At 49.1% G+C, this 26,148-nt stretch carries 22 protein-coding genes; 9 read left to right on the forward strand and 13 right to left on the reverse strand.

All coding sequences use genetic code 11. The features are described 5' to 3' along the window. Positions 1-153: 153 nt before the first annotated feature. Both preT and preA read left to right on the forward strand, forming a co-directional pair. A complete protein-coding gene (gene preT / locus QUE74_RS13985; RefSeq protein ID WP_001136352.1) occupies positions 154-1,392 on the forward strand; it encodes an NAD-dependent dihydropyrimidine dehydrogenase subunit PreT in 1,239 nt (412 codons plus the stop codon). Beyond that, positions 1,386-2,621, forward strand: a complete 1,236-nt coding sequence (gene preA, locus QUE74_RS13990; protein ID WP_000956067.1) for an NAD-dependent dihydropyrimidine dehydrogenase subunit PreA — start codon at positions 1,386-1,388, stop codon at positions 2,619-2,621. The genes preT and preA overlap by 7 nt, the downstream gene beginning before the upstream one ends. Before the next feature lie 70 nt (positions 2,622-2,691). Here the strand turns inward: preA and mglC are convergent, their stop codons facing one another. The 6 genes from mglC to folE all read right to left on the reverse strand — a co-directional run bounded on the left by mglC (position 2,692) and on the right by folE (position 9,600). Then, positions 2,692-3,702, reverse strand: coding sequence for a galactose/methyl galactoside ABC transporter permease MglC (gene mglC / locus QUE74_RS13995; RefSeq protein ID WP_001275118.1), 1,011 nt, complete (start codon positions 3,700-3,702; stop codon positions 2,692-2,694). Between the two features lie 15 nt (positions 3,703-3,717). After that, complete coding sequence (gene mglA, locus QUE74_RS14000) at positions 3,718-5,238, reverse strand: galactose/methyl galactoside ABC transporter ATP-binding protein MglA (protein WP_000255032.1); 1,521 nt, start codon at positions 5,236-5,238, stop codon at positions 3,718-3,720. A gap of 60 nt (positions 5,239-5,298) precedes the next feature. After that, positions 5,299-6,297 (reverse strand): galactose/glucose ABC transporter substrate-binding protein MglB, encoded by a 999-nt coding sequence (gene mglB / locus QUE74_RS14005; RefSeq protein ID WP_001036980.1) that lies wholly within the window; start codon positions 6,295-6,297, stop codon positions 5,299-5,301. 278 nt (positions 6,298-6,575) lie between these two features. After that, positions 6,576-7,616 (reverse strand): HTH-type transcriptional regulator GalS, encoded by a 1,041-nt coding sequence (galS, locus tag QUE74_RS14010; protein ID WP_000628667.1) that lies wholly within the window; start codon positions 7,614-7,616, stop codon positions 6,576-6,578. 141 nt (positions 7,617-7,757) lie between these two features. After that, the gene (gene yeiB / locus QUE74_RS14015; protein WP_000440924.1) at positions 7,758-8,915 is read right to left on the reverse strand and encodes a DUF418 domain-containing protein YeiB; all 1,158 of its coding nucleotides are present in this window, start codon (positions 8,913-8,915) and stop codon (positions 7,758-7,760) included. A 16-nt stretch (positions 8,916-8,931) separates the two neighbouring features. Then, positions 8,932-9,600 (reverse strand): GTP cyclohydrolase I FolE, encoded by a 669-nt coding sequence (folE, locus tag QUE74_RS14020; RefSeq protein WP_001139613.1) that lies wholly within the window; start codon positions 9,598-9,600, stop codon positions 8,932-8,934. Between the two features lie 257 nt (positions 9,601-9,857). Here folE and yeiG point away from each other — a divergent pair, with 257 nt between their 5' ends. Beyond that, on the forward strand, positions 9,858-10,694 hold the full coding sequence (gene yeiG / locus QUE74_RS14025) for an S-formylglutathione hydrolase (RefSeq protein ID WP_000425466.1): 837 nt from the start codon (positions 9,858-9,860) through the stop codon (positions 10,692-10,694). On the opposite strand, the gene QUE74_RS14030 is transcribed toward yeiG, so the two are convergent. Both QUE74_RS14030 and QUE74_RS14035 read right to left on the reverse strand, forming a co-directional pair. Next, entirely contained in the window at positions 10,695-11,084 is a 390-nt protein-coding gene (locus QUE74_RS14030) for a helix-turn-helix domain-containing protein (protein WP_001353094.1), read from the reverse strand. It lies immediately after the preceding gene. Position 11,085: 1 nt separating this feature from the next. Further along, the gene (locus tag QUE74_RS14035; protein WP_000443201.1) at positions 11,086-12,438 is read right to left on the reverse strand and encodes an L-serine ammonia-lyase; all 1,353 of its coding nucleotides are present in this window, start codon (positions 12,436-12,438) and stop codon (positions 11,086-11,088) included. Positions 12,439-12,648: 210 nt separating this feature from the next. On the opposite strand from QUE74_RS14035, the gene serB reads away from it, so the two are divergent. Together serB and QUE74_RS14045 are read left to right on the forward strand one after the other, a co-directional pair. Beyond that, the gene (gene serB / locus QUE74_RS14040) at positions 12,649-13,536 is read left to right on the forward strand and encodes a phosphoserine phosphatase SerB (RefSeq protein ID WP_000152723.1); all 888 of its coding nucleotides are present in this window, start codon (positions 12,649-12,651) and stop codon (positions 13,534-13,536) included. A 32-nt stretch (positions 13,537-13,568) separates the two neighbouring features. After that, positions 13,569-14,891, forward strand: a complete 1,323-nt coding sequence (locus tag QUE74_RS14045) for an MFS transporter (RefSeq protein WP_000053687.1) — start codon at positions 13,569-13,571, stop codon at positions 14,889-14,891. A gap of 58 nt (positions 14,892-14,949) precedes the next feature. Here QUE74_RS14045 and cirA read toward each other — a convergent pair whose 3' ends face one another. From cirA to yieE, 3 genes are all read right to left on the reverse strand, one after another. Then, positions 14,950-16,929 (reverse strand): catecholate siderophore receptor CirA, encoded by a 1,980-nt coding sequence (gene cirA, locus QUE74_RS14050; protein WP_000489262.1) that lies wholly within the window; start codon positions 16,927-16,929, stop codon positions 14,950-14,952. Positions 16,930-17,221: 292 nt separating this feature from the next. Continuing rightward, complete coding sequence (lysP, locus tag QUE74_RS14055) at positions 17,222-18,691, reverse strand: lysine-specific permease (protein WP_000253277.1); 1,470 nt, start codon at positions 18,689-18,691, stop codon at positions 17,222-17,224. 204 nt (positions 18,692-18,895) lie between these two features. After that, entirely contained in the window at positions 18,896-19,777 is an 882-nt protein-coding gene (yieE, locus tag QUE74_RS14060) for a DNA-binding transcriptional regulator YeiE (protein WP_000548294.1), read from the reverse strand. 98 nt (positions 19,778-19,875) lie between these two features. On the opposite strand from yieE, the gene QUE74_RS14065 reads away from it, so the two are divergent. The 3 genes from QUE74_RS14065 (at position 19,876) to QUE74_RS14075 (ending at position 22,947) form a co-directional block, all read left to right on the forward strand. Further along, positions 19,876-20,925, forward strand: a complete 1,050-nt coding sequence (locus tag QUE74_RS14065; RefSeq protein ID WP_000182053.1) for a YeiH family protein — start codon at positions 19,876-19,878, stop codon at positions 20,923-20,925. A gap of 73 nt (positions 20,926-20,998) precedes the next feature. Next, complete coding sequence (nfo, locus tag QUE74_RS14070; RefSeq protein WP_000873877.1) at positions 20,999-21,856, forward strand: deoxyribonuclease IV; 858 nt, start codon at positions 20,999-21,001, stop codon at positions 21,854-21,856. A 2-nt stretch (positions 21,857-21,858) separates the two neighbouring features. Beyond that, positions 21,859-22,947, forward strand: a complete 1,089-nt coding sequence (locus tag QUE74_RS14075) for a sugar kinase (RefSeq protein WP_001064991.1) — start codon at positions 21,859-21,861, stop codon at positions 22,945-22,947. Positions 22,948-23,002: 55 nt separating this feature from the next. On the opposite strand, the gene QUE74_RS14080 is transcribed toward QUE74_RS14075, so the two are convergent. Beyond that, positions 23,003-24,253: a NupC/NupG family nucleoside CNT transporter gene (locus QUE74_RS14080; RefSeq protein ID WP_000382936.1), complete on the reverse strand. Its 1,251-nt coding sequence runs from the start codon at positions 24,251-24,253 to the stop codon at positions 23,003-23,005. Positions 24,254-24,352: 99 nt separating this feature from the next. Next, entirely contained in the window at positions 24,353-25,294 is a 942-nt protein-coding gene (rihB, locus tag QUE74_RS14085) for a ribosylpyrimidine nucleosidase (protein ID WP_000415420.1), read from the reverse strand. Between the two features lie 129 nt (positions 25,295-25,423). On the opposite strand from rihB, the gene QUE74_RS14090 reads away from it, so the two are divergent. Further along, positions 25,424-26,122, forward strand: coding sequence for a transcriptional regulator YeiL (locus tag QUE74_RS14090; RefSeq protein WP_000658614.1), 699 nt, complete (start codon positions 25,424-25,426; stop codon positions 26,120-26,122). Positions 26,123-26,148: the final 26 nt, after the last annotated feature.

A 26,148-nucleotide genomic window follows, 5' to 3' on the forward strand; every position in this document is an offset into this window, starting at 1 on the left:
TATCAGCACGCAATATTTACTCTAAATAATTCGAGTTGCAGGAAGGCGACAAGTGACTGGGGTGAGCTAACGCAGACGCAGCACATGCAACTTGAAGTATGACGAGTATATTTAGCGTTCGCCTTAATTACTCATAGCATTAAGGAAGATCACATGCCGCAACAAAATTATCTGGATGAACTCACTCCGGCTTTTACGCCTTTACTGGCGATTAAAGAAGCCTCTCGCTGTTTATTATGTCACGACGCTCCCTGTAGTCAGGCTTGCCCGGCACAAACCGATCCGGGGAAATTTATTCGCTCAATCTACTTTCGTAATTTTAAAGGCGCTGCCGAGACAATTCGCGAAAATAATGCCTTAGGTGCTGTATGCGCCAGAGTTTGCCCAACGGAGAAATTATGTCAAAGCGGTTGTACCCGTGCCGGTGTTGATGATCCCATTGATATCGGTCGCTTACAGCGTTTTATCACTGATTTTGAACAACAAACCGGGATGGAAATTTATCAGCCTGGTACTAAAACGCTCGGCAAAGTCGCCATTATTGGCGCAGGTCCTGCTGGATTGCAGGCCAGCGTGACGCTGACAAATATGGGGTACGACGTCACTATTTATGAAAAAGAAGCGCAACCCGGTGGCTGGCTGTGTAACGGTATTCCGCAATTTCGTTTGCCGCAAACCGTGCTGGATGCAGAGATCGCCCGTATCGAAAAAATGGGGGTGACCATTAAGTGCAATAACGAAATCGGTAAAGTACTCACCCTGGAGCAACTGAAAGCGGAAAACCGCGCAGTACTTGTCACCGTAGGGTTGTCGGGCGGTTCCGGGCTACCGCTGTTTGAGCATAGCGACGTTGAGATTGCCGTCGACTTCTTGCAACGTGCACGGCAGGCGCAGGGCGATATCAGCATTCCACAAAGCGCATTAATTATCGGCGGCGGTGATGTCGCGATGGACGTTGCCAGCACGCTGAAAGTTCTCGGCTGTCAGGCGGTAACCTGCGTAGCACGTGAAGAGTTAGATGAGTTTCCGGCAAGCGAAAAAGAGTTTGCCAGCGCCCGGGAGTTGGGCGTTTCGATCATCGATGGATTCACACCAGTGGCCGTGGAAGGCAATAAAGTCACGTTTAAGCATGTACGCTTACCGGGCGAACTGACGATGGCGGCAGATAAAATTATTCTCGCCGTCGGTCAGCATGCCAGACTGGATGCCTTTGCGGAGTTAGAGCCGCAGCGTAACACCATCAAAACACAAAATTACCAGACCCGCGACCCGCAAGTCTTTGCTGCTGGCGATATTGTTGAGGGTGACAAAACCGTGGTTTATGCCGTGAAAACCGGGAAAGAAGCCGCTGAGGCGATTCATCACTATTTAGAGGGAGCTTGCTCATGTTAACGAAAGATCTTTCGATTACCTTTTGCGGCGTGAAGTTTCCCAACCCGTTCTGCCTCTCTTCTTCGCCGGTAGGCAACTGCTATGAGATGTGCGCCAAAGCCTACGACACGGGCTGGGGTGGCGTGGTATTTAAAACGATCGGCTTTTTTATCGCCAACGAAGTCTCACCACGTTTTGATCATCTGGTGAAAGAAGATACCGGTTTTATCGGCTTCAAAAATATGGAGCAGATTGCCGAGCATCCTCTGGAGGAGAATCTGGCCGCCCTGCGTCGGCTGAAAGAAGATTATCCGGACAAAGTATTGATAGCTTCAATCATGGGGGAAAATGAGCAGCAGTGGGAAGAGCTGGCGCGCCTGGTGCAAGAAGCTGGTGCCGATATGATTGAGTGTAACTTCTCCTGTCCGCAAATGACTTCTCATGCGATGGGTAGCGATGTCGGGCAAAGCCCGGAGCTGGTAGAAAAATATTGTCGGGCAGTGAAACGTGGTTCTACGCTGCCGATGCTGGCGAAGATGACGCCGAATATCGGTGATATGTGCGAAGTGGCGCTGGCTGCGAAGCGCGGCGGCGCAGATGGCATTGCGGCGATTAATACCGTTAAATCCATCACCAATATCGATCTTAATCAGAAAATTGGTATGCCGATCGTTAACGGTAAATCGAGTATTTCCGGATATTCCGGTAAAGCGGTAAAACCGATCGCCCTACGCTTTATTCAGCAAATGCGCACCCATCCAGAGCTGCGCGATTTCCCGATCAGCGGTATCGGCGGTATTGAAACCTGGGAAGATGCGGCAGAGTTTTTATTGCTCGGCGCAGCAACGTTACAGGTGACCACCGGCATTATGCAGTACGGGTATCGGATAGTGGAAGATATGGCGAGCGGGTTATCGCATTATCTCGCCGATCAGGGATTTGATTCGTTGCAGGAGATGGTAGGTCTGGCGAATCACAATATTGTCCCGGCGGAAGATTTAGACCGTAGCTATATCGTCTATCCCCATATCAATCTCGATAAATGTGTTGGCTGTGGACGCTGTTATATTTCCTGTTACGACGGCGGTCACCAGGCGATGGAATGGAGCGAGAAAACGCGCACACCGCATTGTAATACCGAGAAGTGCGTGGGTTGTCTGCTTTGTGGTCATGTTTGCCCGGTTGGTTGTATTGATCTCGGGGAAGTGAAGTTTAAGAAGGGAGAGAAAGAACACCCGGTAACGTTGTAAAATCAGAGACGCATCCGGCATTTGGCACCGATTGCCGGATGCGGCGCATCCGGCAATACCCACATTCACATCATTTCTTACGCGCGTATTTCAGTGAATCCAGCGCTACGGCGAAGATAATAATCGCCCCTTTGATGATGTACTGCCAGTATGGGTTTACGCCGATGTACGTCAGGCCATAGTTGATGACGGTAAAAATAATTACCCCGGTCACCACACCAATCACCGTCCCTACACCACCGCTGAACGATACACCGCCCACCACACACGCTGCGATAGCATCCAGCTCATACATAAAGCCGAGGTTGTTGGTGGCAGAGCCGATACGTCCGGCTTCTAACATCCCGCCAAAGGCATAGAACACACCAGACAACGCGTAGATCATCAGCAGGTTCAGGCCAACGTTGACACCAGAAACTTTCGCCGCTTCCGGGTTACCGCCAATGGCAAAAATGTTCTTGCCGAAGCGGGTTTTGTTCCACAACACCCAGACGAATGCCACCGCAATCAACGCGTAGAAAGTGATGTAAGAGAGACGGAAGCTCCCCAGCGCAACAAAGCCCTGAGCAAAGGTAGAGAAGCCACTGTCAAAACCAGAAATTGGCGACGCCCCGACAAAGTCGTAATAGAGCGAGTTGATGCCGTAGACGATAATCATCGTGCCGAGCGTGGTAATGAATGGCGTCACGTTGAGATAAGCGATAATCAGGCCGTTGATCAAACCGATCACCGCGCCAATGGCACAGACAATCAGAATTACCAGCGCAATCGGCATCGTCGCCATTTCCGGGAATACTTTGTTAGCGTTATCCATGGACTGCAATAACGTCGCTGCCACCACGGCTGCCAGCCCTACCTGACGTCCCGCAGAAAGGTCGGTCCCCTGGGTGACAATTAATCCTGCCACACCAAGCGCGATAATAATACGCACCGATGACTGGGTGAGAATATTACTTAAGTTCAACAGACTTAAAAAAGTTGGGTCCTGGAAAATAATAATCGCCAGCAAAACTAAAAGAACGACGTAAATACCGCCCTCTTTCAGGTAAGTAAGAAAACTTTTCTTATTTAACGCACTCATGGGAGGCCCCTAATCTTAAAGGTGCAAAGACGCAAGACGCAGAATTTCGTTTTGCGTTGTTGTTTTTGTATCGACAATTCCGGAAACGAGACCATTGCTCATGACCAGAATACGGTCTGTTATCCCTAACAACTCTGGCATTTCGGAGGAAATAATAATAATCCCCTTGCCTTTCTTCGCCAGTTCGGCAATTAACTGATAAATTTCAAACTTCGCTCCGACATCAATACCGCGCGTTGGTTCATCGAGCATTAATATTTCTGGTTGCGTTAGCAGCCAGCGCCCAATAATTACCTTTTGCTGATTACCGCCGGAGAGTGAACCAATTTGCGTACGATGTCCCGGCGTTTTTACCCGCATCGAATCAATTACCCACTGGGTATCGCTTTTCATCCGCGAGTTATCCAGCAAGCCAACTTTATTTTTGTAGTTGCGGATATTGGAAATTAACGAGTTAAAGCCAATATCCAGATAGGCATAAATTCCCGTTGAGCGGCGCTCTTCAGTTACCAGTGCAAATCCGTGGTTTATGGCTTCGTTAGCGTTATGGTTATTGATCTTTTTACCGTGCAACGTAATGGTGCCAGCCGATTTCTCGCGAATACCAAATAACGTCTCAACAATATCGGTACGTTTCGCCCCCACCAGACCGGCAATACCGAGGATCTCCCCTTTATGCAGATCAAACGAGACATCGCGAATCGACGGCTGGCGCAGCGACGTCAGATTACGCACTTCCAGAATCACTTCGCCCGGCTTGTTTTCTTTGTCAGGGAAACGCTGGTTAAGAGAGCGTCCAACCATCATGGCGATGATCTTGTCCATCGTTAGCCCTGCCAGCGGTTCGGTAGCGATCCACTGACCGTCGCGCAATACGGTGACTTCATCACATAACTGGAAGATTTCTTCCATTTTATGCGAGATATAAACAATACCGCAGCCGCGCTCTTTTAATTTACGAATAATAGTGAAAAGATGATTGACCTCTTTTTCAGTTAACGAAGATGTCGGTTCATCCATAATCACAATTTTCGCGTTATAGGAAAACGCTTTGGCGATTTCGATCATCTGCATTTGCGAAACGGATAATGTGCCGACGCGCGCACGCGGATCGATATCAATATCCAGCTCATCAAAAATCGCTTTGGTTTCGCGGTACATTTTGTCCTGATCGACAAACATGCCTTTGGTGGGATACCGCCCCAGCCACATGTTGTCCATCACCGAACGTTGTAATACCAGGTTTAATTCCTGGTGTACCATCGAAATACCATTTTCCAGTGCTTCTTTGGCAGAATGGAAATCGATCTCTTTACCCTGGAACAAAATGGTGCCGGAGTCTTTTTGATAAATACCAAACAGGCATTTTAATAATGTTGATTTTCCTGCGCCGTTTTCCCCCATTAATGCATGGATAGAATGTGGCCGGACTTTTAAATTAACGTTATCAAGTGCCTTAACACCCGGAAAAGACTTGTTGATACCGCTCATTTCCAACAAGTATTCCCCGGAAGACGGAGTCGTTGAGCTGACCATATAATTTTACCTTGTTGGCCATACAATAAGGGCGCAGTAAACGACTGCGCCCAATCAGTCTTATTTCTTGCTGAATTCAGCCAGGTTGTCTTTATCTACGCCAACATAAGGTACGCGGACCACTTTGTTGTCGATTTTCCAGTTGGTACCATCAGCCGCACCTTTGCCATCGGCCAGGTTTTTCGCCAGATCAAAGGTCGCTTTCGCCTGGTTGTTAGCATCATTCAATACGGTGCCCGCCAGTGCACCAGATTTCACCAGTGCCAGAGCTTCTGGCAGCGCATCGACACCAAACACCGGAATGCTGGACTTGTTGTGTGCTTTCAGTGCTTCTACTGCGCCCATTGCCATCGCATCATTGTTGGCGATAACCACTTCGATTTTGTTGGCGTTCGGGCCAGACAGCCAGGCGTCCATCTTATCTTTCGCCTGAGCGGTATCCCACATAGCGGTATCTAACTGTAACTGTTCAGTTTTGATGCCTTTGTCATTCAGCTCTTTAATCACGTAAGTGGTGCGTGCTTCTGCATCCGGATGGCCCGGTTCACCTTTCAGTAGTACGAATTGAATCTGACCGTCTTTGTTGAGATCCCAATCCTGGTTTGCCGCCCAATGCTTAGCAATCAAATCGCCCTGAATAATGCCGGACTCTTTGGAGTCAGTGCCGACATAGTAGGCTTTATCGTAGCTATCCAGCGCCTTACGAGACGGTTCTTTGTTGAAGAAAACCACCGGCACGTTTTGCCCGCGCGCTTTCTCAATCACCGTACCCGCAGCTGCCGGGTCAACCAGGTTGATCGCCAGTGCCTTCACCCCTTTCGCCAGCAATACATCGATCTGATCGTTCTGCTTGGACTGGTCATTCTGAGAATCATTCATCAGCAGCTGAACATCTGGCGCGGCTTTCGCATCTTGTTCGATAGCCTTGCGCACAACAGACATAAAGTTATCGTCGTACTTATAGATTGTTACACCAATACGGGTATCAGCAGCGTGTGCAGTGGCACCGAATAACATACTGGCCATTACAGCAGACAGGGTTAACACCTTCTTATTCATGGTATCTCCGGTTTTTCTTATGCAGGGTAGTGCTTGAGATAAATGCTCGGCGGGGCAGTAGAGTTAATGAAGTGTTACTGAACGCCGAAGCTCACTTTTTAAAATTCGTTCTTCCATGCCCGGTAACGCTCCAGAAAAGGCTTTAATTGTTGTTATGACGCTATTACCTCGGTGAAAGTGATGATTCACTGTTACATGCAGGTTACAGCGTTAAAACGGTGCAATCATAGCTATCGCATTGTTAATATACTGTGAAATCACTCACAGATTGAAAGCGGTTACATCGACTGATTTGTTGAGTTAGTGATCGCTGCCGCATTCTGGCGCGTTGCGACAGAATGGCGACGCACTAACGTCGGCATAAAACAGTGGCTGGCGTGAGGATCAATGTTGCCTGCTGCCCCTTGTAAGGCCAGTTCGGTAGCTAATTTTGCCATCGAAGCAATAGGATAACGCACGGTCGTTAATTGTGGGTCGGTGTAACGAGCGATGGGAATATCATCGAAACCGATGATTGAGAGATGTAACGGAATCGCAATACCATTATCTTTTAATGCCGTCAGTGCGCCAGCGGCCATATTGTCGTTGTATGCAAATACAGCGGTAAGTTGTAGATTGCGCCCCAGCAGTTCAACCATCGCCGCCTCACCGCCTGGCATGTCCGGGGTGCCAGTGCCAATCCAGCTTTCCGACGGAATAATATCCTGCTCTTTCAACGCACTCATCCAGCCTGCTTTGCGCATGGCATCATCTTCAATGCCGTGGCTGGAAGAAAGATAACCAATACGTTGATGACCATTATTGAGCAACATGCGCGTGGCCATTCGGGCACCACTGAGATTATCCAGGCAAACGCAACGATGGGCGTAACCTGGCACAACGCGGTTGATTAACACCATACCGGGAATGTTATCCATAAACTGCGCTAATTCATCATCGCTTAACGCTTTTGAATGAACAATCAACGCGTTACAACGCTGGCGAATTAACACCTCAATGGCATGACGCTCTTTTTCCGCTTCATGATAGCTATTACCTATTAGCACATATTTCTGGTGCTGCTGGGCGACGAGATCCACCGCTTTTACCAGCGCGCCGAAAAACGCATCAGAAACGTCCATTACCACCACGCCAATGGTATCGCTAACCTGAGTTGCCAGCGCCTGGGCATTGGCGTTTGGCCGATAATCCAGCTCGCTCACTGCTTTCATTACTGCTTCACGCGTGTCGGCACTGACCAGCGTGCTGTTATTGAGCACCCGGGAAACCGTTGCCACAGAGACGCCAGCCTGACGCGCTACATCACGAATGGTGATCATATTCACTACCTGTTATGAGATTGCAGTAAATGCCTGCTTGCTGGCGGCTATTTTGTCAGCACTGAATTCAGGACTTCGTGAATCGAGTCACAGCAATGGAAACGGTTACAACCATTTTGTTAATGAATGTGATCCAGATCGTTATCTTGATGTTTTAGATAATGCAGGTCCGGCAGCACGCAAAGTTAACTGACGCCAGAGCCATTCCACCGGCCCCTGACGGAAGTAACGCAGCCAGATAACAGAGAAAAGAATATTCGCCAGCCATACCGGAATAACAAACGCCAGCAATTCCAGACGGTCAAACTGCATAAACAAACCGAGGTGATAAAAAAGCGTGGTACAAATCAGCGTTTGCAATAGATAGTTGGTCAGCGCCATCCGTCCGACGCAGGCGATCGCGAGCACCAGCTTAAAGCGGCTCAATTGCGGCCAGAAACCATAAAACAGCGACGCATAGCCAACCGCCTGAAACGGCGCACTCAGTTCCCGCGGCATCTGAAGTAAGAAGGCGCACCAGCGATATGCCCAGTCCAGCCGCCATTGCAGGGCGATCGCTGGAAGGTTAATGATCACCCCAATCGCCACCAGCACAAAACCGGTACGCCGATAATGGCGCAAGCTAAACTGCCCTTTCAGCCAGCCACTGCGCATCAGCGCCGCGCCAATTAGCATCATCCCTGCCAGTTGCCAGCCATACTGTGCGCCCAGTGCCAGTAAACTGTTCCCAACTCCATCGGCACGGTTACCGATCGCTTCAACGCCGCCATGAAGCTTCCAGTATTTTTCATACAAAATAGCCGATGCATCCGGCGTCCAGGCGCGGCTGGTCTGACTGTCTGAAATCAACCCCAACAACAGCAAAACGCCAAGCCCCACCAGATAAAGCATGACGCCGGTATTAAACAGGCTTTTTACCGATGGCGCATCGCGCACCAGCCGCCAACAGATTAAGCCCACCAGCCCGTAAGCCAACAGAATATCGCCGTCCCAGAACAATAAACCGTGAATAAAGCCCAACAAGACTAACAGTGTTAACCGCGACTGGATCCAGCGTTTGCCACGGGGTAGCAACATTTGCAGGCCAGCACCAAACAGCAACGCAAAAAGCGTGAGGAATTTCACCTGACCGATGAGATCGAGTAATGCCCAGGTCCATGCATCCTGCGGCGTAATAGCGCCGTACCAGGCGGGATTGAGATAAGCCGCCTTTGGTAACCCAAAGGCGCTGATGTTTAATAGCAGGATCCCCAGAATGGCGACGCCGCGAACAAAATCGAGCGTGACGTTGCGCTCCATGGTTCCTGCCTTTTAATCAGTTGTGATGACGCACAGCGCGCAGAAACTCGTGGCGCGTATTCTGACTGGATTTGAACAATCCACCAAGAGAGGTCGTTGTCGTGGCACTGGTTGCATCGCGGATGCCGCGCGCCTTCACGCAGTAATGTACCGCATCGATAGAGACAGCCACGTTATTGGTGCCCAGCAGCGTTTGTAGCGCAATGAGAATTTGCTGCGTCAGACGTTCCTGCACCTGCGGACGCTGGGCAAAGAACTGCACGATACGGTTAATTTTTGACAGACCGATCACCGAATCTTTCGGGATATAAGCCACCGTCGCTTTGCCATCGATGGTAACAAAATGGTGTTCACAGGTACTGGTCAGGGTGATATCGCGCACGGTGACCATTTCATCAACCTTCATTTTGTTTTCAATGAGGGTGATTTTCGGGAAATTGGCGTAATCCAGACCGGAGAAAATTTCATCGACATACATTTTAGCGATGCGATGCGGCGTTTCCATCAAACTGTCATCAGCCAGGTCGAGATTCAGCAGCTGCATGATTTCGGTCATATGACCAGCAATAAGGCTTTTGCGCGTTTCGTTATCCATTTCATGCACGGGCGGGCGCAGCGGTGTTTCCAGTCCTCGCGCAACTAACGCTTCATGAACCAGGGCCGCTTCTTTACTGAGTGATGGCATTTATGATTTCTCCTGCAGGTGTGACGCCTCCGCCCTGCGTGGGGGCAAAGTTATTAAGCTGATTTACAGCCTGATTATTGTGCGTGAGGCGGCGCACATAATCCAGTATTCACAGCGATAATTATTGTAATTGCCGCTGCCTTTCATCAGCAGATGTTAAAACATCGTTATGTATATACGGAAGTGAAAGTTACTCACAGCACATTGAATAAACGGTATGATGAAGAAATTGCAAACAACACAACAAGGAGCCACGCATGGAAATGCTCGAAGAGCACCGCTGTTTTGAAGGCTGGCAACAACGCTGGCGGCACGACTCCAGTACCTTAAATTGCCCGATGACGTTCAGCATCTTTCTTCCACCGCCTCGCGATCACACCCCGCCGCCGGTGCTGTACTGGCTCTCCGGATTAACCTGCAATGACGAGAACTTCACCACCAAAGCGGGGGCCCAACGCGTAGCGGCGGAACTGGGGATTGTACTGGTGATGCCAGACACCAGTCCGCGCGGCGAACAAGTTGCCAACGATGAGGGCTACGATTTAGGTCAGGGCGCGGGGTTTTATCTCAACGCCACACAAAAACCGTGGGCGACGCATTACAGGATGTACGATTATCTGCGCGATGAATTACCGACTCTCATTCAATCGCAATTTAACGTCAGCGATCGCTGCGCTATTAGCGGTCATTCCATGGGGGGTCACGGCGCATTGATTATGGCGCTGAAAAATCCTGGCAAATACACCAGTGTTTCCGCCTTTGCGCCGATTGTGAATCCGTGCAGCGTCCCGTGGGGAATAAAAGCGTTTAGCACTTATCTGGGTGAGGATAAAAATGACTGGATGGAATGGGACAGTTGCGCGCTGATGTATGCGAGTAATGCGCAGGATGCGATCCCGACACTGATTGATCAGGGCGATAATGATCAGTTTCTTGCCGACCAGCTACAACCCGCAGTGCTGGCAGAAGCCGCGCGTCAAAAAGCGTGGCCGATGACGCTGCGTATTCAGCCGGGATATGATCACAGTTACTACTTTATTGCCTCTTTTATAGAGGATCACCTGCGCTTCCATGCGCAGTATTTACAGGAATAATCACCAGCAGAGGGTATTTTCCAGCGCCGTACTAAAATTATGGTCATCTGCGTGCGGGGCTGGAGACTTCTGGTTTAAATCTGTCAGTTGCTGGCGTACCTGTAGTCGCCCTGCCCCTTCGCCGCTGGAACTATTTTCGTTGAAATTACGCATTTCTGCTTCGAACAATATGGCATCGAGATTTTGCAATTTATTCAGCGCGCGCAGAAGAGAAATGAGAGTATCAAGATTTAAACTTCCCCCCTTTTCAATCCGCTTGACCGTTGCTATGCCCACCAATGCACGCTCGGCTAACTGCTGTTGGGTCAATGATAATGAGATACGCGTTTCTTTAATGCGAGCGCACAGTGATAAAATAATTTCGTTGTTATTCATCGTATTATATTTCATCTTACGCATCCTTTTTTCTTGGCTGCAATTTGCTCAGACAGCCATGATAAGTTTCACGGTATTTAGCGCTCATATCCTTTCCGGTTTCATACATCGCGGAAATTATCTCATCCAGCGTAATGCACGGCTCGCTTATGCGACTCAACGCCATCGTCGTTGCGTTGATAGCTTTCACAGCTGAAATAGCATTTCGTTCAATACAAGGAATTTGTACCTGCCCGCCAACTGGATCACAGGTCAAACCTAAATGATGCTCCATCGCAATTTCTGCCGCGCTAAGTACCTGAGCCACTGACCCGCCCATAAGTTCTGCTAATCCTGCTGCCGCCATTGAACTGGCAACACCTATTTCCCCCTGACATCCAACTTCAGAACCCAGAATAGAGGCATTTTTTTTGAACAGAATGGCGATGGCACCAGCGGTCAGTAAAAAGCGGGTAACGGAGTATGTATCAAGCTCGTGAATGAATTTATCATACCAGCACAGTACAGCCGGGATAATACCGCTCGCGCCGTTGGTGGGTGCTGTCACGACACGTCCACCCGCAGCATTTTCTTCGCTCACCGCAATGGCAAAAGTATTGACCCAATTGAGCGTAGTCAGGAAGTCATTGGAAAACCCCTTTGACTGCAACGATTTATATAAAGCACAGGCACGACGGTTAACCTGAAACGGACCTGGAAGTAATCCTTCTGTATGCATCCCGCGATAAACCGCATCCTTCATTACTTCCCATTTTTTATGAAGATCGTCATGCAAAAAAGCTGCTGTCTGGCAGTGCAGTTCGTTTTTCATCATTAATGCCGCGACAGATAATCCATTTTGCTGACAAAGTTTTAATAATTCGTTTGCGTTCTGGAATTCAAAAGGATGTGGAGTGACTGATGGAGGAATAATCGCCTCTCCTGCTTTTAGCACTTGACCGTCGCCGATAGAAAACCAGGTTTCTTCATAAAGTGTAAACCAGTCATCTCTGGCACGAAATGTCATCGCATAAGGGTGCCCCGGATGCGCTTGTAGATTAGAAAGAATGGATACACTGACGTTGACACCAGGCATAACTTCCAGCGTCGCCTCAGTTTCTGCACGCCTGATGGCGGACATTTCCATGCGAATGTCAACGCTGTCAGGTAAGTGTCCTTGCAAACCGAGATAAATCGCCACATCAACATTATGGCACTTGCGGCTTAATGACAGCGCACCATAAAGTTCGACATCAATTTTCCGCAACAAAGGTAACATTTCTTGCTGTTTCAATTGTGACACAAAATTATAAGCCGCACGCATTGGCCCGACTGTGCGGGAACTGGATGGACCAATAACTATCTTGAATATATCTATGCAGCTTTCCATATTTTTAAATGATTCCTTCAACGTTGAAAAATAGTTATTCTTTATATCCTGGTAAAGATATCAAAAATGGTACTTTTAGTATCTTATTATTTCAAAGTATCAAAAAAAGTACTTTTTTATCTTTTATTTAACATTCACAACTGTGATTGTCAGATACATCAGCCTCTATGAAATCTTATTATAATCATTGCAGATAAAAAGGAGCGGTAAATGACGATTATTTATTTCTTGTCGCCAACAGGCATCGACATCACCCAAAAATGTCTGGAAGATTATCTGCAACATTTAAAGATTTCCCCCTCGGTGTTTTCGCTAACAACGAATTACAGTGGGCAAATAAATAAAGAGTATCTAAAGCTAGTATTACCAGATGATGTTACCAACCCTGCTTTTTATGCTGGTTTACGTCACCGTGCTGATAATCATCAGTTTGATTTTTTCCGTAAACCCAGGGTCTTGCCGGATCAGGGAATTATTGCCTTTGATATGGATTCCACCTTTGTTGAAGAAGAAGGTGTCGATGAAATAGCCCGTAGACTCGGCATCTCTGAAAAAATCACCGCACTGACCCGTGAAGCGATGGAAGGGAAAATCGATTTTGATACCAGTTTTACCCGGCGAATTGCCATGCTTAAAGGAACGCATAAAGATATATTGCATCAAGTTTGTGAACAGATGACTCTTTCACCAGGTCTTGAAACTATTCTTCCCATACTAAAAGAAAAAGGATTCAAGACGGCAATTATATCTGGAGGTTTGGATATTTTTACTGAGCGATTGAAGGAAAAATATCAACTTGATTTTGCATTTTCTAACTCTGTGCGCATTAAGGAAGATCTGTTAACTGATACAATTACCTTACCTATTATGAATGCAGAAAAGAAAAAGCAAACCCTGATAAATTTAGCGACAGAGTTAGCTATCTGCCGTGAAAACATCATTGCCTGTGGAGATGGTGCCAATGATATTCCTATGCTTTTGCATGCCGGAAATGGCGTGGCATGGAAAGCAAAATCTAAAACCCGGGAAAAAATTGCTGACCAGATTAATTTTAATGGTTTCGAGTCGCTTCTCTTTTTTATAGAAGAAAAATTATAGCGCCATAAGGTTCACAGAAAAGGAAACTCACAATGAGTTTGAAAAAATTTATTTTCAGCCAGGCCGACCAACCGGTGGTCAAACCAAAAGAAGAAGTTGATCATACTTATAAAAAATTTCGCATTGAAATCATCACCTCTGTATTTATCTCTTATGCCGTATTTTACTTAACCCGCAAGAATTTCTCTGCGGCCATGCCAGCGATGTTAACGGATACGTCATTAACCGCACAAGATTTCGCTATCATGTCGTCGGTCTTTTACATTCTTTATGGCTCCATGAAGTTTGTAGGTGGCATGTTAGTCGATAAAATTAACCCACGAGCGATGACTGGCCCCGTACTTATTGGCGTCGGTATTGTTAACATTCTTTTCGGTTTTTCAGACAGCGTTGCTGCGTTCTATATCCTGTATAGCCTTAATGCTATTCTCCAGGGTACCAGTTTTCCGCCAATGGCAAAAATTATGGCCTCGTGGTTCTCGAAAAATGAACGCGGACGCTGGTGGGCAGTTGTTGAAGCTGCGCATAATATTGGCGGTAGTCTTGCGCCTCTCCTGACAAGCTTTGCTATTGCTTTTAGTGGCAGCTGGAAGATGGGCTTTTATGTTCCGGGTGTAATCTCACTGATTATGGGGATTGTTGCCTTGTTTACGATAAAAGATCGTCCCGGCACGCTCGGTTTGCCTAACGTCGGTAAGTGGCGCAACGACCCGACAGAACTTGCACAAGTTAAAGCAAGTCCGGTTGATCTCAGTTTTTGGCAAATATTCGTTAAATATATTCTTACCAACCCATTAGTTTGGCTCATTATCCTCGGGGATATGTCGGTCTATATTGCACGCACCATCCTCAATGACTGGCCACAAATTTATTATTCTCAGGTTCATAACTGGAGCCTGATTAAAGCGAACTCCATTATATCCTGGTTTGAAGCAGGTGGACTTGCTGGGGGATTACTGGCGGGGTACTTGTCCGATTTCATGTTTAAAAGTAACCGCTGGATGACAGGATTAATCTTTGCCATCGCTTTATGTATTTGCATCGTTCTCGTACCGCTGGTGCAGGACGTCTCCTACACATTAACGGCTATTCTGTTTACAATCATGGGGTTTGCATTGTATGGACCGCATATGTTATTCGCTGTCGGGTGTCTTGATGTTACGCATAAAGATGCGGCAGGTTCCATTACTGGATTCAGGGGCTTGTTTAGTTATTTAGGCGCGGCAATGGCAGGGCTTCCAGTTATTATGGTGAAAAACAGTTGGGAATGGTCAGGAGTGTATATTTACGCAGTCATTACCATTTTGCTGACAACATTTTCACTGGCCTTACTGGCAAAATTTCATCGGTTATAAAGCCAGAAGCGAATTTCTGGGATTATGCCCGGCGGGATCCACGCCGGGCATCTTCGCATCAGAAGCGATAATCCACTGCCATAAAGTAACGACGTCCATCTTCGTTATAGCTGTAGTCGTCACGACTGAGATCCTTGTCGCCAAGGTTCAGCACACCCGCACGCAGTTTGACGTCTTTGGTCACCTGCCAGGCCGCGCCGGTATTCCAGATGGTATAACCGCCCGGAGTTTTAGCCGTCGCGCTGTCGGCGCGTTTCTGCCCGGTATAGTGACCAGAAACATAGAATGACCAGTCTTCCAGCGCCAGCGGTTTCCAGTCCAGCGTACCGTTAGCGGTATGGAACGGCAGATCGGACAACGGTTTGTTTTCGCCGTTGCTGACATCACGACCATCGTTGTAGGTGTAGTTGATCGACAGTTTCCATTCATCGTTGAACGGAATTTTCAGTTCGGTTTCCACGCCCTGAATACGTGCTTTGTTAACGTTGTAGTAGCTGAATACTGGCACACCGTCCGCTGTAAAACCGACAAAGTTTTGGTAGCCCGGAGCAGCATTGACGTCAGACGTACGGCTGATGCTGATACGATCTTTTACATCGTTGCGGAAAACGGTCACGCTGGATTCAACCCCTTCCAGCCAGCCTTCTTCACCCATGTAGTAAAGCCCCAGCTCCCAACTTTCGCTGGTTTCAGGTTTCAGATCCGAGCTACCCACAATCTTACATGCGCCACGGCAGGAATTGCTCGTCCAGTCAGGGCTAAGTTGCAACAGAGAAGGTGCTTTAAATGCCGTCGCCCAGCCCCCTTTCACCGTTACGGTGTCGGTGGCGTTGTAAACCAGGTAGGCACGAGGACTCCAGTGTTCACCGTAGGTTTCGTGATCGTCCATACGCACGCCGGTCGTCAGCGCCAGCGGCTCGAAGATCCGCCATTCATCTTCCACAAACAGCGCGTACTGGCTGGCAGACGTTTTGGAGCTTGTTCCTCCGGTCAGGTTTACTGCATCGCTAAGTTTGTCGTGACGCCATTCACCGCCAACCGTAACAAACTGATTAATCGCCGTCAGTGGCAACGTGTATTTACCATCGACCGTATTGCTTTCGGAAGTAATCGGGCTGCTGTTGCCAGGGTTTTTGTTTTCGACTTTCTCACCGTAGTATTTCAGTTCGCTGGTGCCGTAATCCCAACGCCCATTATGGCTAACGGAGTAGTTCTGACGTTCCAGGCGGTTTTTGTCCAGCGAGTCGGAATCACGATCCTGACGGTCAAAACCATATCCAGCGGTAAAATCGTGATTTTGATTCGGTGTCCAGGCAAATTCCACATTGCCGTCGCGGCTGGAGAATCCTTCAATACGCGGCGTTTCTCCGGTATCGGTGGTCGTTGAGTTTTGTGGGTCATCCTTTTCACGTTTTGCCAGGCTGCCGTAAGCTTTCATTCCCAGCACGCCGTCAATTAATGGTCCGCTGGTAAAGAACTGACCGTTATAGGTATCACCGCGATCGCGATGTTCCTGAATGGTGGTATCGACAGTAACGGTACCCGACCATTTCTGACCGATTTTTTTGGTGATGATATTCACGACACCGCCGAGCGCATCGGAACCGTACAGCGACGACATCGGGCCACGGACCACTTCAATACGCTCGATGGAGTCGACAGGTATCCAGTTCAGATCGAAATCATTATGGCGGAAAACGGCATTGCGGGAGTTAACGCGTTTACCATCGACAAGAATCAGGGTGTAACTGCTGTCCAGACCACGAATACTAACGCCCTTACGGTTATCCCCTTCGTTCGTCAGTTGTACGCCAGGCACTTCTTTGAGGACATCCTTCAGATTCTGTACCGGTTTTCGCTGCAGGTCTTCCTGGGTAATGACGCTGATACTGGCGGGTGCATCTTTAAGGTTTTGCTCAACGGAAGATGCAGTGACAACCATCGTTTCGCCATCATCATCGACCGCTAACACAGGCCATGCACAAGAAATAGCGGACAAACACAGCCCGACCCGTACGAAAGGGTTCAACCTAAACATTCCATATCTCCATGAGGTAACTACGAAAATAAAATGGGTTATCGCTCACATCTTCTTCACGTCCCCTTGCGTACGGCAGCATCGCGGTGGACTTATTTGTATGCAGGTGATCATCCCAGAAAGCCGGAACAGCCCCTGATTTGTCAGCCTTTTTTGATTTCGGCGTAACGATAATGCAAACGATAACAATTATCAATCCAAATGTTAAAATTTATATCCGCATGATTTGTCAGGGAAATAGAATTGAAAAAGCCCTCTCGGTTGAGAGGGCTTAGCAAGGAAGGGAGGAAACTTATTTCTTATCGTTCTGCGGGAACTTCATTTCGCTGTAGCGTACGAAGCGAGTTCCTTTAATCAGCTTGTATCCGAACCAGATAATCAGGAACAGCGGGATACCAATATATGTTGCCGCTACGCCGCCCCAGTCAATGGTGTCTTTCAGGAACGCTTCGTAGTTCTGGCCCAAAGTAATAATCAGACACAGAATGAATGCGAAGATCGGCCCCAGTGGGAAGAAGCCTGAACGGTACGGCAGATCGTTAATGTCGTGTCCCTGCAATACGTAACCGCGACGGAAGCGGTAGTGACTAATCGCAATCCCCAGCCAGGCAATAAAGCCTGTCATACCAGAGGTGTTCAGCAACCACAGGTATACCGTCTGGTTACCAAACATCGAGGTCAGGAAGCACAGACCGGCAATCACCGTCGTCGCATACAGCGCGTTACGCGGCACGCCACCACGCGACAATTTAGCGAAAATGCGCGGCGCTTTACCGTCACACGCCAGGGTGTACAACATACGAGTAGACGCATACATACCGGAGTTACCCGCTGACAGCACCGCCGTCAGAATAACAGCGTTCATCACCGCCGCCGCAGAGAGCAGACCCGCGTGTTGGAATACCAGGGTGAACGGACTGACGCTGATGTCTTTCACATCATTACGCAGCAGGCTCGGATCGGTGTACGGAATAATCAGGCTGATGATCAGGATCGCGAACACATAGAACAACAGGATTCGCCAGAACACCTGACGTACCGCGCGTGGAATGTTTTTCGCCGGATCTTCGGACTCGCCTGCAGCAATACCGATCAGCTCGGTTCCCTGGAAAGAGAAGCCGACAATCATTGCCACGCCGATCATTGCCGCAAAACCACCAGCAAATGGTGCTTCGCCGATTGTCCAGTTGCTCCAGCCCGCAGGCTGTGCGCCTTTGAAGATACCGATAATCATCAGCACGCCGACAACAATAAAGACAATAACCGTCGTAACCTTGATCAGTGAGAACCAGTATTCTGCTTCACCAAAGCCACGGACCGAAATGTAGTTCAGCAGGAAGATAACGCCGAGGAACAGCGCACTCCAGATCCAACCGGGTGTATCCGGGAACCACCAGCTCATAACCAGCTGCGCAGCAACCAGGTCAACGGCGATAGTCACCGCCCAGTTGTACCAGTAGTTCCAGCCCAGCGCGAAGCCAAAGCCTTCTTCAACATAGTTCTGACCGTAAGTGGCAAACGAACCGGAAACCGGCATATATGCGGCCAGTTCACCGAGACTGGTCATCAGGAAGTAAACCATCAGGCCAATCAACATATACGAGAGCAATGCCCCGCCCGGACCTGCCTGAGAAATCGTTGCGCCAGAGGCAACAAAAAGACCTGTACCGATGGAACCGCCAATGGCAATCATCGTCAGGTGACGCGCCTTTAATTCACGGCGTAAGCCCGGCGCTTCTGTGGTTTTAGTTTCGGAAACCATACAAAAATGCTATCCATCTTAAAAATGAGGCGCGATTGTAGCAGACGATTGGCAATCCTTCCGGCAGAAATACACGGTTATAAGACACCTTCATGATCGCCCCGGGATTATAAGTAAAGCAGCCAATCTCTTTTCTGGCGAATGCATGCTGCGGGCGCTGCGTCACGAAATCGACACAGCACCAGCATGTTCTTGTACAGCAACTTAACGCGGTACATTCGCGGGATCGCAATAGTCCAGAAAGCGCCGAAGCGCGTTGGAAAGGTGTTTTTGCCGATGATGGATACGCCACAACGTGCGCATCAAGCGCGGCAGAGGGACCGCAACTTCACTTAACGTGCCTGCCTGCAATTGATCTTCAATGACCCGTCGCGACAGGCAACTAATTCCCAATCCATGACGCACCGCATGTTTGATTGCCTCGGAGTTACCTAACTCCATCGCCATCTCAAACTTCGGTAAATGTGACAGCAACAGATAATCGACAATCTCCCGCGTGCCGGAACCGCGTTCACGCAGGATCCACGGCGCAGCGGCCAGCTGCTCTAAGGTGACCGGACCACGAGCCAACGGCGAAGTCGGCGCGGCGAAAACCACCAGTTCGTCTTCCAGCCACGGTTCAGAGATGATTTCAGTGCTGTGGCACGGGCCTTCAATAAAGCCAATATCAACGCGGAAATCCAGCACCGCTTGCATCACGTCCTGGCTGTTCCCAACGCTAAGTTCAATCGGCAACTGCGGATAATCATGGCGATAACGGGCGATAACTGCAGGCAGAATGTAGTTACCGATAGTACTACTGGCATAGATACGAATCGCGCCGTTGTCTTCGCGAAACAGTTGTTCGATTTCAACCGCCTGTTCAAGCAGTGCCAACGCTCGCGGATAGAGCAGCCGCCCGTGTTCATTAACTACCAGTCTTTTCCCCACGCGATCAAACAGTTGCACGCCAAGCTGCCCTTCCAGGTCAGTCAAGGCTGCGCTCACTGCTGATTGCGACAACGCCAGCATCACCGACGCTTGGGTGGTTGATCCACTTTTCAATACTTCTGCAAAAACTTCCAACTGCCGGAGGGTGATGTGCATAGTCGCTTACCACTTATAAAGATTGATTATAAATATATAATCAATTTTATTTTTAAACCAGTTAGTCGTAACCTTATACCCGGTTAAAGGAGAGGGTTATGACGAATATCACCTTACAGAAACAACATCGTACACTGTGGCATTTTATTCCGGGGTTAGCCCTGAGTGCAGTTATCACCGGGGTCGCCCTGTGGGGGGGTTCCATTCCCGCGGTTGCGGGTGCCGGGTTTAGTGCCCTCACCCTCGCAATCTTGTTGGGGATGGTTTTAGGCAACACCATCTATCCGCACATCTGGAAAAGCTGTGACGGTGGCGTGCTGTTTGCCAAGCAATATTTATTACGTCTGGGTATCATTCTTTATGGCTTCCGTCTGACGTTCTCGCAAATTGCCGATGTCGGTATCAGTGGGATCATCATTGACGTGCTGACGCTGTCCAGTACCTTCCTGCTGGCTTGTTTCCTGGGGCAGAAAGTGTTTGGTCTGGATAAGCACACCAGCTGGTTGATCGGTGCCGGTAGCAGTATCTGTGGTGCTGCCGCGGTACTGGCGACTGAGCCGGTAGTGAAAGCGGAAGCCAGTAAAGTAACCGTGGCTGTTGCAACCGTTGTTATCTTCGGGACCGTCGCGATTTTCCTCTACCCGGCGATATATCCGCTGATGTCTCAATGGTTTAGTCCGGAAACTTTCGGTATCTACATTGGTTCTACTGTGCACGAAGTGGCGCAGGTGGTGGCGGCAGGTCATGCCATCAGCCCGGATGCAGAAAACGCAGCAGTTATTTCCAAAATGCTGCGCGTGATGATGCTGGCTCCGTTCCTCATCCTGCTGGCGGCGCGTGTTAAACAGCTGTCTGGGGCGAACAGCGGCGAGAAAAGCAAAATCACTATTCCGTGGTTTGCCATATTGTTCATCGTAGTTGCCATCTTTAACTCGTTCCACCTGTTACCGCAGAGCGTAGTGAATATGCTGGTAACGCTGGATACTTTCCTGCTGGCAATGGCGATGGCGGCGCTGGGTCTGACCACTCACGTCAGCGCGCTGAAAAAAGCCGGGGCGAAACCTCTGCTGATGGCTCTGGTACTGTTTGCCTGGCTGATTGTTGGTGGTGGTGCGATTAACTATGTGATTCAAAGCGTCATCGCATAAACCACTACATCTTGCTCCTGTTAACCCGCTATCATTACCGTTTTCCTCCAGCGGGTTTAACAGGAGTCCTCGCATGAAATACATTGGAGCGCACGTTAGTGCTGCTGGCGGTCTGGCAAATGCCGCAATTCGCGCCGCCGAAATCGACGCAACCGCGTTTGCCTTGTTCACCAAAAACCAACGTCAGTGGCGTGCCGCACCGCTCACGACGCAAACCATCGATGAATTCAAAGCCGCCTGTGAAAAATATCACTACACATCGGCGCAAATTCTTCCCCACGACAGTTATCTGATTAACCTCGGACATCCGGTCGCTGAAGCTCTGGAAAAATCGCGCGATGCGTTTATAGATGAAATGCAGCGTTGCGAACAGCTGGGGCTTTCTTTGCTCAACTTCCACCCTGGCAGCCATCTGATGCAGATTTCAGAAGAGGATTGCCTTGCGCGTATTGCCGAATCCATCAACATTGCGCTGGATAAAACTCAAGGTGTGACAGCGGTGATTGAAAATACCGCCGGTCAGGGCAGCAACTTAGGGTTTAAATTCGAACATCTCGCGGCGATTATCGCCGGCGTGGAAGATAAATCCCGCGTCGGCGTCTGCATTGATACCTGCCATGCTTTCGCTGCCGGGTATGATTTGCGTACTCCAGCCGAATGCGAGAAAACGTTCGCGGATTTTGCCCGTATTGTCGGCTTTAAGTATCTACGCGGTATGCATCTTAACGATGCGAAAAGTACCTTTGGCAGCCGCGTTGACCGTCATCATAGCCTCGGTGAAGGCAATATCGGCCACGATGCGTTCCGCTGGATTATGCAGGACGACCGTTTCGACGGTATTCCGCTGATCCTTGAAACCATCAACCCGGATATCTGGGCAGAAGAAATCGCCTGGCTGAAAGCGCAACAAACTGAAAAAGCGGTAGCCTGAAGATGAATAACCGGGAGAAGGAGATCCTTGCAATATTAAGGCGTAACCCGCTGATTCAGCAGAACGAAATTGCGGATATGCTGCAAATCAGCCGTTCGCGTGTTGCAGCGCATATTATGGATTTAATGCGCAAAGGTCGGATTAAAGGCAAAGGTTACATTCTCACCGAGCAGGAATACTGCGTAGTGGTGGGGACAATCAATATGGATATTCGCGGGATGGCGGATATCCGTTACCCGCAAGCGGCTTCTCATCCCGGTACAATTCATTGCTCGGCAGGCGGCGTTGGACGCAATATCGCCCACAATCTGGCGCTGTTAGGCCGCGACGTCCATTTGCTTTCAGTGATTGGCGATGACTTTTATGGCGAAATGCTCCTGGAAGAAACGCGCCGCGCCGGCGTGAATGTCTCCGGCTGCGTTCGTTTACATGGTCAAAGCACATCGACGTATCTGGCAATTGCCAATCGAGACGATCAAACCGTGCTGGCGATTAACGATACCCATCTGCTGGATCAGTTGACACCGCAACTACTGAACGGGTCGCGCGATTTACTTCGTCATGCGGGCGTGGTACTGGCTGATTGCAACCTGACAGCCGAGGCGCTGGAGTGGGTCTTTACCCTCGCTGATGAAATCCCGGTGTTTGTCGATACCGTTTCAGAATTCAAAGCGGGCAAAATCAAACACTGGCTGGCGCATATTCACACTCTGAAACCCACTTTGCCGGAGCTGGAAATTTTATGGGGCCAGCCGATAACCCGCGATGCTGATCGTAATGCCGCAGTGAATGCGTTGCATCAGCAAGGCGTTCAGCAACTGTTTGTTTATTTGCCCGATGAGTCTGTTTATTGCAGCCAAAAGGATGGCGAACAATTTTTGCTGACTGCGCCAGCGCATACGACGGTAGACAGTTTTGGTGCTGACGATGGTTTTATGGCGGGCCTGGTGTATAGCTTTCTGGAAGGAAGCAGTTTCCGTGATAGTGCCCGTTTTGCGATGGCCTGCGCGGCAATTTCACGCGCCAGCGGCAGCTTAAACAACCCTACCCTGTCTGCCGATAACGCGCTTTCATTAGTGCCGATGGTGTAACAATCTTGCCGGATTCGACGCTTGACCGCGTCTTATCCGGCTCATAACTCGCGCACTACGCTAAGCCAATAAAGAATCCTGCAATGGTGGCACTCATCAGATTAGAAAGTGTCGCCGCCGCCAGCGCGCGTAAACCAAGCTGGGCGATTTCCGGCGCACGGTGTGGCGCAACCGCAGAAAATGCGCCAACCACCACCCCGATAGAACCAAAGTTAGCGAAACCGCACAACGCGAAGGAAATAATCGCCACGGTTTTAGCATCCAGAGTGCCAGCTGTTTGCAGATAAGGTGAGAAATTGAGGTAAGCGACAAATTCATTAATCGCCAGTTTCTGTCCAATCAAACTTCCGGCAAGATTCGCATCACTCCAGTCAACACCCATCACCCACGCCAGCGGGGCCAGCAGGTAACCTAAAATGGACTCCAGCGAGGCATGTTCAAAACCAAACCAGCCACCAACGCCGCCGATAACACCGTTGATCAACGCAATGATGGCGACAAATGCCATCACCACTGTCGCCACACCCGCAGCGATTTTCAGCCCGGTCATTGCCCCTGTAGCAGCGGCTTCAATAATGCTTTTTGGCGGTGTTTCGGTGAAAGAGAGGTTATTAAAGGAAACCTGCGAAGATTCCGTAGCCGGACTTAACATGCGGGCAAACAAGATCCCGCCAGGGATCGCCATTAACGATGCCGCCAGCAGATATTCCACAGGCACGCCCAGTGCGGCGTAACCAATCATTGTCGAACCAGCAATCGAGGCCATCCCGCTACAAATCGCTGTAAATAATTCATTGCGATTCAGACGATCGATAAAGGGTTTGACGATTGCCGGAATTTCGTTTTGCCCGAGGAAAATGGTAGTGACCGCGACGAATGACTCAATCTTGCTGATATTTAACGCTTTCTGGAAGATACCGCCGAGAATGCGAATTAAGATCCCCATTACACCGATGTAGTAGAGAATACTCACCAGTGCAGTGACGAAGATAATTGCCGGTAATACCCTGAAACCAAAGATAAATCCTGCGCCATCAAATAAGGTGTCCATTTTCGGTCCGACCAGAGAACCGAAGATAAAAGCGCTACCTGCATCGCTGTACGCCATCACTTTATGGACGCCAAAAGCGACTTTTTCTGCGACCCAACGCCCTGGTGGTAACCAAAGCATAATGCCGCCAATCACGAGCTGTAACACTAACGCCGCGCCAACGGTACGCAGGCTGATCTTCTTCTTGTTTACTGACAGCAAAAACGCAATTGCCAGCAATACCACCATTCCCAGAACACTTCTCATGACATCCATAGTTATTATCTCTTCATGTCATTTTGGGCGACGTCTTTCTGCCCATCAGAAATAGCCGGGCCTGCATCTTGCGATACTGTCCCGGCTTGTTATCAACACTTAATGGGTTTTGATGTAGCCGCGCACGCACTCTTCGACTAATCCCCAGAACCAGTCGGTATCAATAGTGATGCCGACTTTGGTATTGGCGGGCTTGCCAAGAACGCCCAGCTCGTCGCAGACGGTACGCCCGTAACAAGGGCCACTGTTAACGTCCACGTCGACGTACATCTCCTGGGTTTTAATGCCATCAGGGTTAATCAGATAACCGATACAGGTGGCGTCATGTACCGGGCCGCCAGCCAGACCGTAGTTTTCGAACTGGGTTTTCAGAGTGAAGTTCATGATGTCGCTGAACAACTCTCCGGCAGGGCCGCCTGCCCTTTCCATCCGAGCAATCACGTCCGGAGTGCAAACGGTCTGGTTGGTGAGATCGAGGCCCATCATCACTAATGGAACGCCGGAGGTGAACACCACTCGCGCCGCTTCCGGGTCAGCAAAGATGTTGAACTCGGCAGATGGGGTGAAGTTGCCAGTACCGTAAGCGCCGCCCATTAGCACAATTTCACGGATTTTCGGCAGGATTGCGGGCTGCATACGCATTGCCACCGCGATATTTGAAAGCGGACCAACCGGCACCAGAGTGATATCGCCATCGCTTGCCATCAGGGTATCGATGATATATTTCACCGCATGGGTGTTTTCTGCCTGACGGGTCAGCGGTTCGAATACCGGGCCATCCAGTCCGGTTTCACCGTGAATATTATCAGCAACGATTTGTTGACGCATAATGGGTTGCGGCATCCCCGCATAAACCGGAACGTTAATCTCCAGTTTCTGGCAAACATTCAGACCATTAATTAATGTTTTATCGAGGGTTTGATTCCCCGCCACAATAGTGATACCTAATAAATCAATCGCCGGATGTTTCGCGGCCATCATTATGGCAATAGCATCATCATGACCCGGATCACAATCCAGAATAATTTTTCTCTTTTCCATTGTTTATTTCCTCTGTTTCCAGTTGCGTTATTTTTTCTACAGCAAAGAAAATTCGACCGGGCCGATGATTGAATCTTAACAACAGCGTACGTATGCTAAATATGAGAAATCTCATAGCGGATAAACATCGTGAAAGAAATCCACAATAATGATCTTAAGCAGCAATTGATGAGTGAGTCCGCGTATAAGGATTGCTTTTCAACGGATGTTTCAGCCGATACACGGCTGTTTCATTTTTTAGCGCGTGACTACATTGTGCAGGAAGGGCAACAGCCGTCATGGCTGTTTTACCTGACGCGAGGCCGCGCCAGGCTTTACGCCACGCTTGCTAATGGTCGCGTGTCGCTGATTGATTTCTTTGCTGCACCCTGTTTTATTGGCGAGATTGAGTTAATCGATAAAGATCATGAACCACGAGCGGTACAGGCGATTGAAGAGTGTTGGTGCCTTGCACTCCCCATGAAACATTACCGTCCGCTGTTATTAAACGACACGCTATTTTTACGAAAACTCTGCGTCACCTTAAGTCATAAAAATTATCGTAATATTGTTTCTTTAACTCAGAATCAATCATTTCCGTTAGTGAATCGCCTGGCAGCTTTTATATTACTCTCGCAGGAAGGTGATCTTTATCACGAAAAGCATACGCAAGCGGCAGAGTATTTGGGCGTTTCTTATCGACATCTTTTATATGTTCTCGCGCAATTCATTCATGACGGTTTATTAATTAAAAGCAAGAAAGGGTATCTGATTAAAAACAGAAAGCAGTTGTTAGGGCTGGCGCTGGAGATGGACCCGGAGAATAAATTCTCCGGGATGATGCAGTAAAAAATAATCTGGAATAGTACGTGATT

Origin of the sequence: Escherichia sp. 10290 (genome assembly GCF_030295155.1) — a bacterium.
Taxonomy (GTDB): Bacteria; Pseudomonadota; Gammaproteobacteria; order Enterobacterales; family Enterobacteriaceae; genus Escherichia; species Escherichia coli_F.

What these genes read in the sequence shown, in the direction of transcription:
- preT (WP_001136352.1), top strand. Translation starts at nt 154, where the DNA reads ATGCCGCAACAAAATTATCTGGATGAACTCACTCCGGCTTTTACGCCT.
- preA (WP_000956067.1), top strand. Translation starts at nt 1,386, where the DNA reads ATGTTAACGAAAGATCTTTCGATTACCTTTTGCGGCGTGAAGTTTCCC.
- mglC (WP_001275118.1), bottom strand. Translation starts at nt 3,702, where the DNA reads ATGAGTGCGTTAAATAAGAAAAGTTTTCTTACTTACCTGAAAGAGGGC.
- mglA (WP_000255032.1), bottom strand. Translation starts at nt 5,238, where the DNA reads ATGGTCAGCTCAACGACTCCGTCTTCCGGGGAATACTTGTTGGAAATG.
- mglB (WP_001036980.1), bottom strand. Translation starts at nt 6,297, where the DNA reads ATGAATAAGAAGGTGTTAACCCTGTCTGCTGTAATGGCCAGTATGTTA.
- galS (WP_000628667.1), bottom strand. Translation starts at nt 7,616, where the DNA reads ATGATCACCATTCGTGATGTAGCGCGTCAGGCTGGCGTCTCTGTGGCA.
- yeiB (WP_000440924.1), bottom strand. Translation starts at nt 8,915, where the DNA reads ATGGAGCGCAACGTCACGCTCGATTTTGTTCGCGGCGTCGCCATTCTG.
- folE (WP_001139613.1), bottom strand. Translation starts at nt 9,600, where the DNA reads ATGCCATCACTCAGTAAAGAAGCGGCCCTGGTTCATGAAGCGTTAGTT.
- yeiG (WP_000425466.1), top strand. Translation starts at nt 9,858, where the DNA reads ATGGAAATGCTCGAAGAGCACCGCTGTTTTGAAGGCTGGCAACAACGC.
- QUE74_RS14030 (WP_001353094.1), bottom strand. Translation starts at nt 11,084, where the DNA reads ATGAAATATAATACGATGAATAACAACGAAATTATTTTATCACTGTGC.
- QUE74_RS14035 (WP_000443201.1), bottom strand. Translation starts at nt 12,438, where the DNA reads ATGGAAAGCTGCATAGATATATTCAAGATAGTTATTGGTCCATCCAGT.
- serB (WP_000152723.1), top strand. Translation starts at nt 12,649, where the DNA reads ATGACGATTATTTATTTCTTGTCGCCAACAGGCATCGACATCACCCAA.
- QUE74_RS14045 (WP_000053687.1), top strand. Translation starts at nt 13,569, where the DNA reads ATGAGTTTGAAAAAATTTATTTTCAGCCAGGCCGACCAACCGGTGGTC.
- cirA (WP_000489262.1), bottom strand. Translation starts at nt 16,929, where the DNA reads ATGTTTAGGTTGAACCCTTTCGTACGGGTCGGGCTGTGTTTGTCCGCT.
- lysP (WP_000253277.1), bottom strand. Translation starts at nt 18,691, where the DNA reads ATGGTTTCCGAAACTAAAACCACAGAAGCGCCGGGCTTACGCCGTGAA.
- yieE (WP_000548294.1), bottom strand. Translation starts at nt 19,777, where the DNA reads ATGCACATCACCCTCCGGCAGTTGGAAGTTTTTGCAGAAGTATTGAAA.
- QUE74_RS14065 (WP_000182053.1), top strand. Translation starts at nt 19,876, where the DNA reads ATGACGAATATCACCTTACAGAAACAACATCGTACACTGTGGCATTTT.
- nfo (WP_000873877.1), top strand. Translation starts at nt 20,999, where the DNA reads ATGAAATACATTGGAGCGCACGTTAGTGCTGCTGGCGGTCTGGCAAAT.
- QUE74_RS14075 (WP_001064991.1), top strand. Translation starts at nt 21,859, where the DNA reads ATGAATAACCGGGAGAAGGAGATCCTTGCAATATTAAGGCGTAACCCG.
- QUE74_RS14080 (WP_000382936.1), bottom strand. Translation starts at nt 24,253, where the DNA reads ATGGATGTCATGAGAAGTGTTCTGGGAATGGTGGTATTGCTGGCAATT.
- rihB (WP_000415420.1), bottom strand. Translation starts at nt 25,294, where the DNA reads ATGGAAAAGAGAAAAATTATTCTGGATTGTGATCCGGGTCATGATGAT.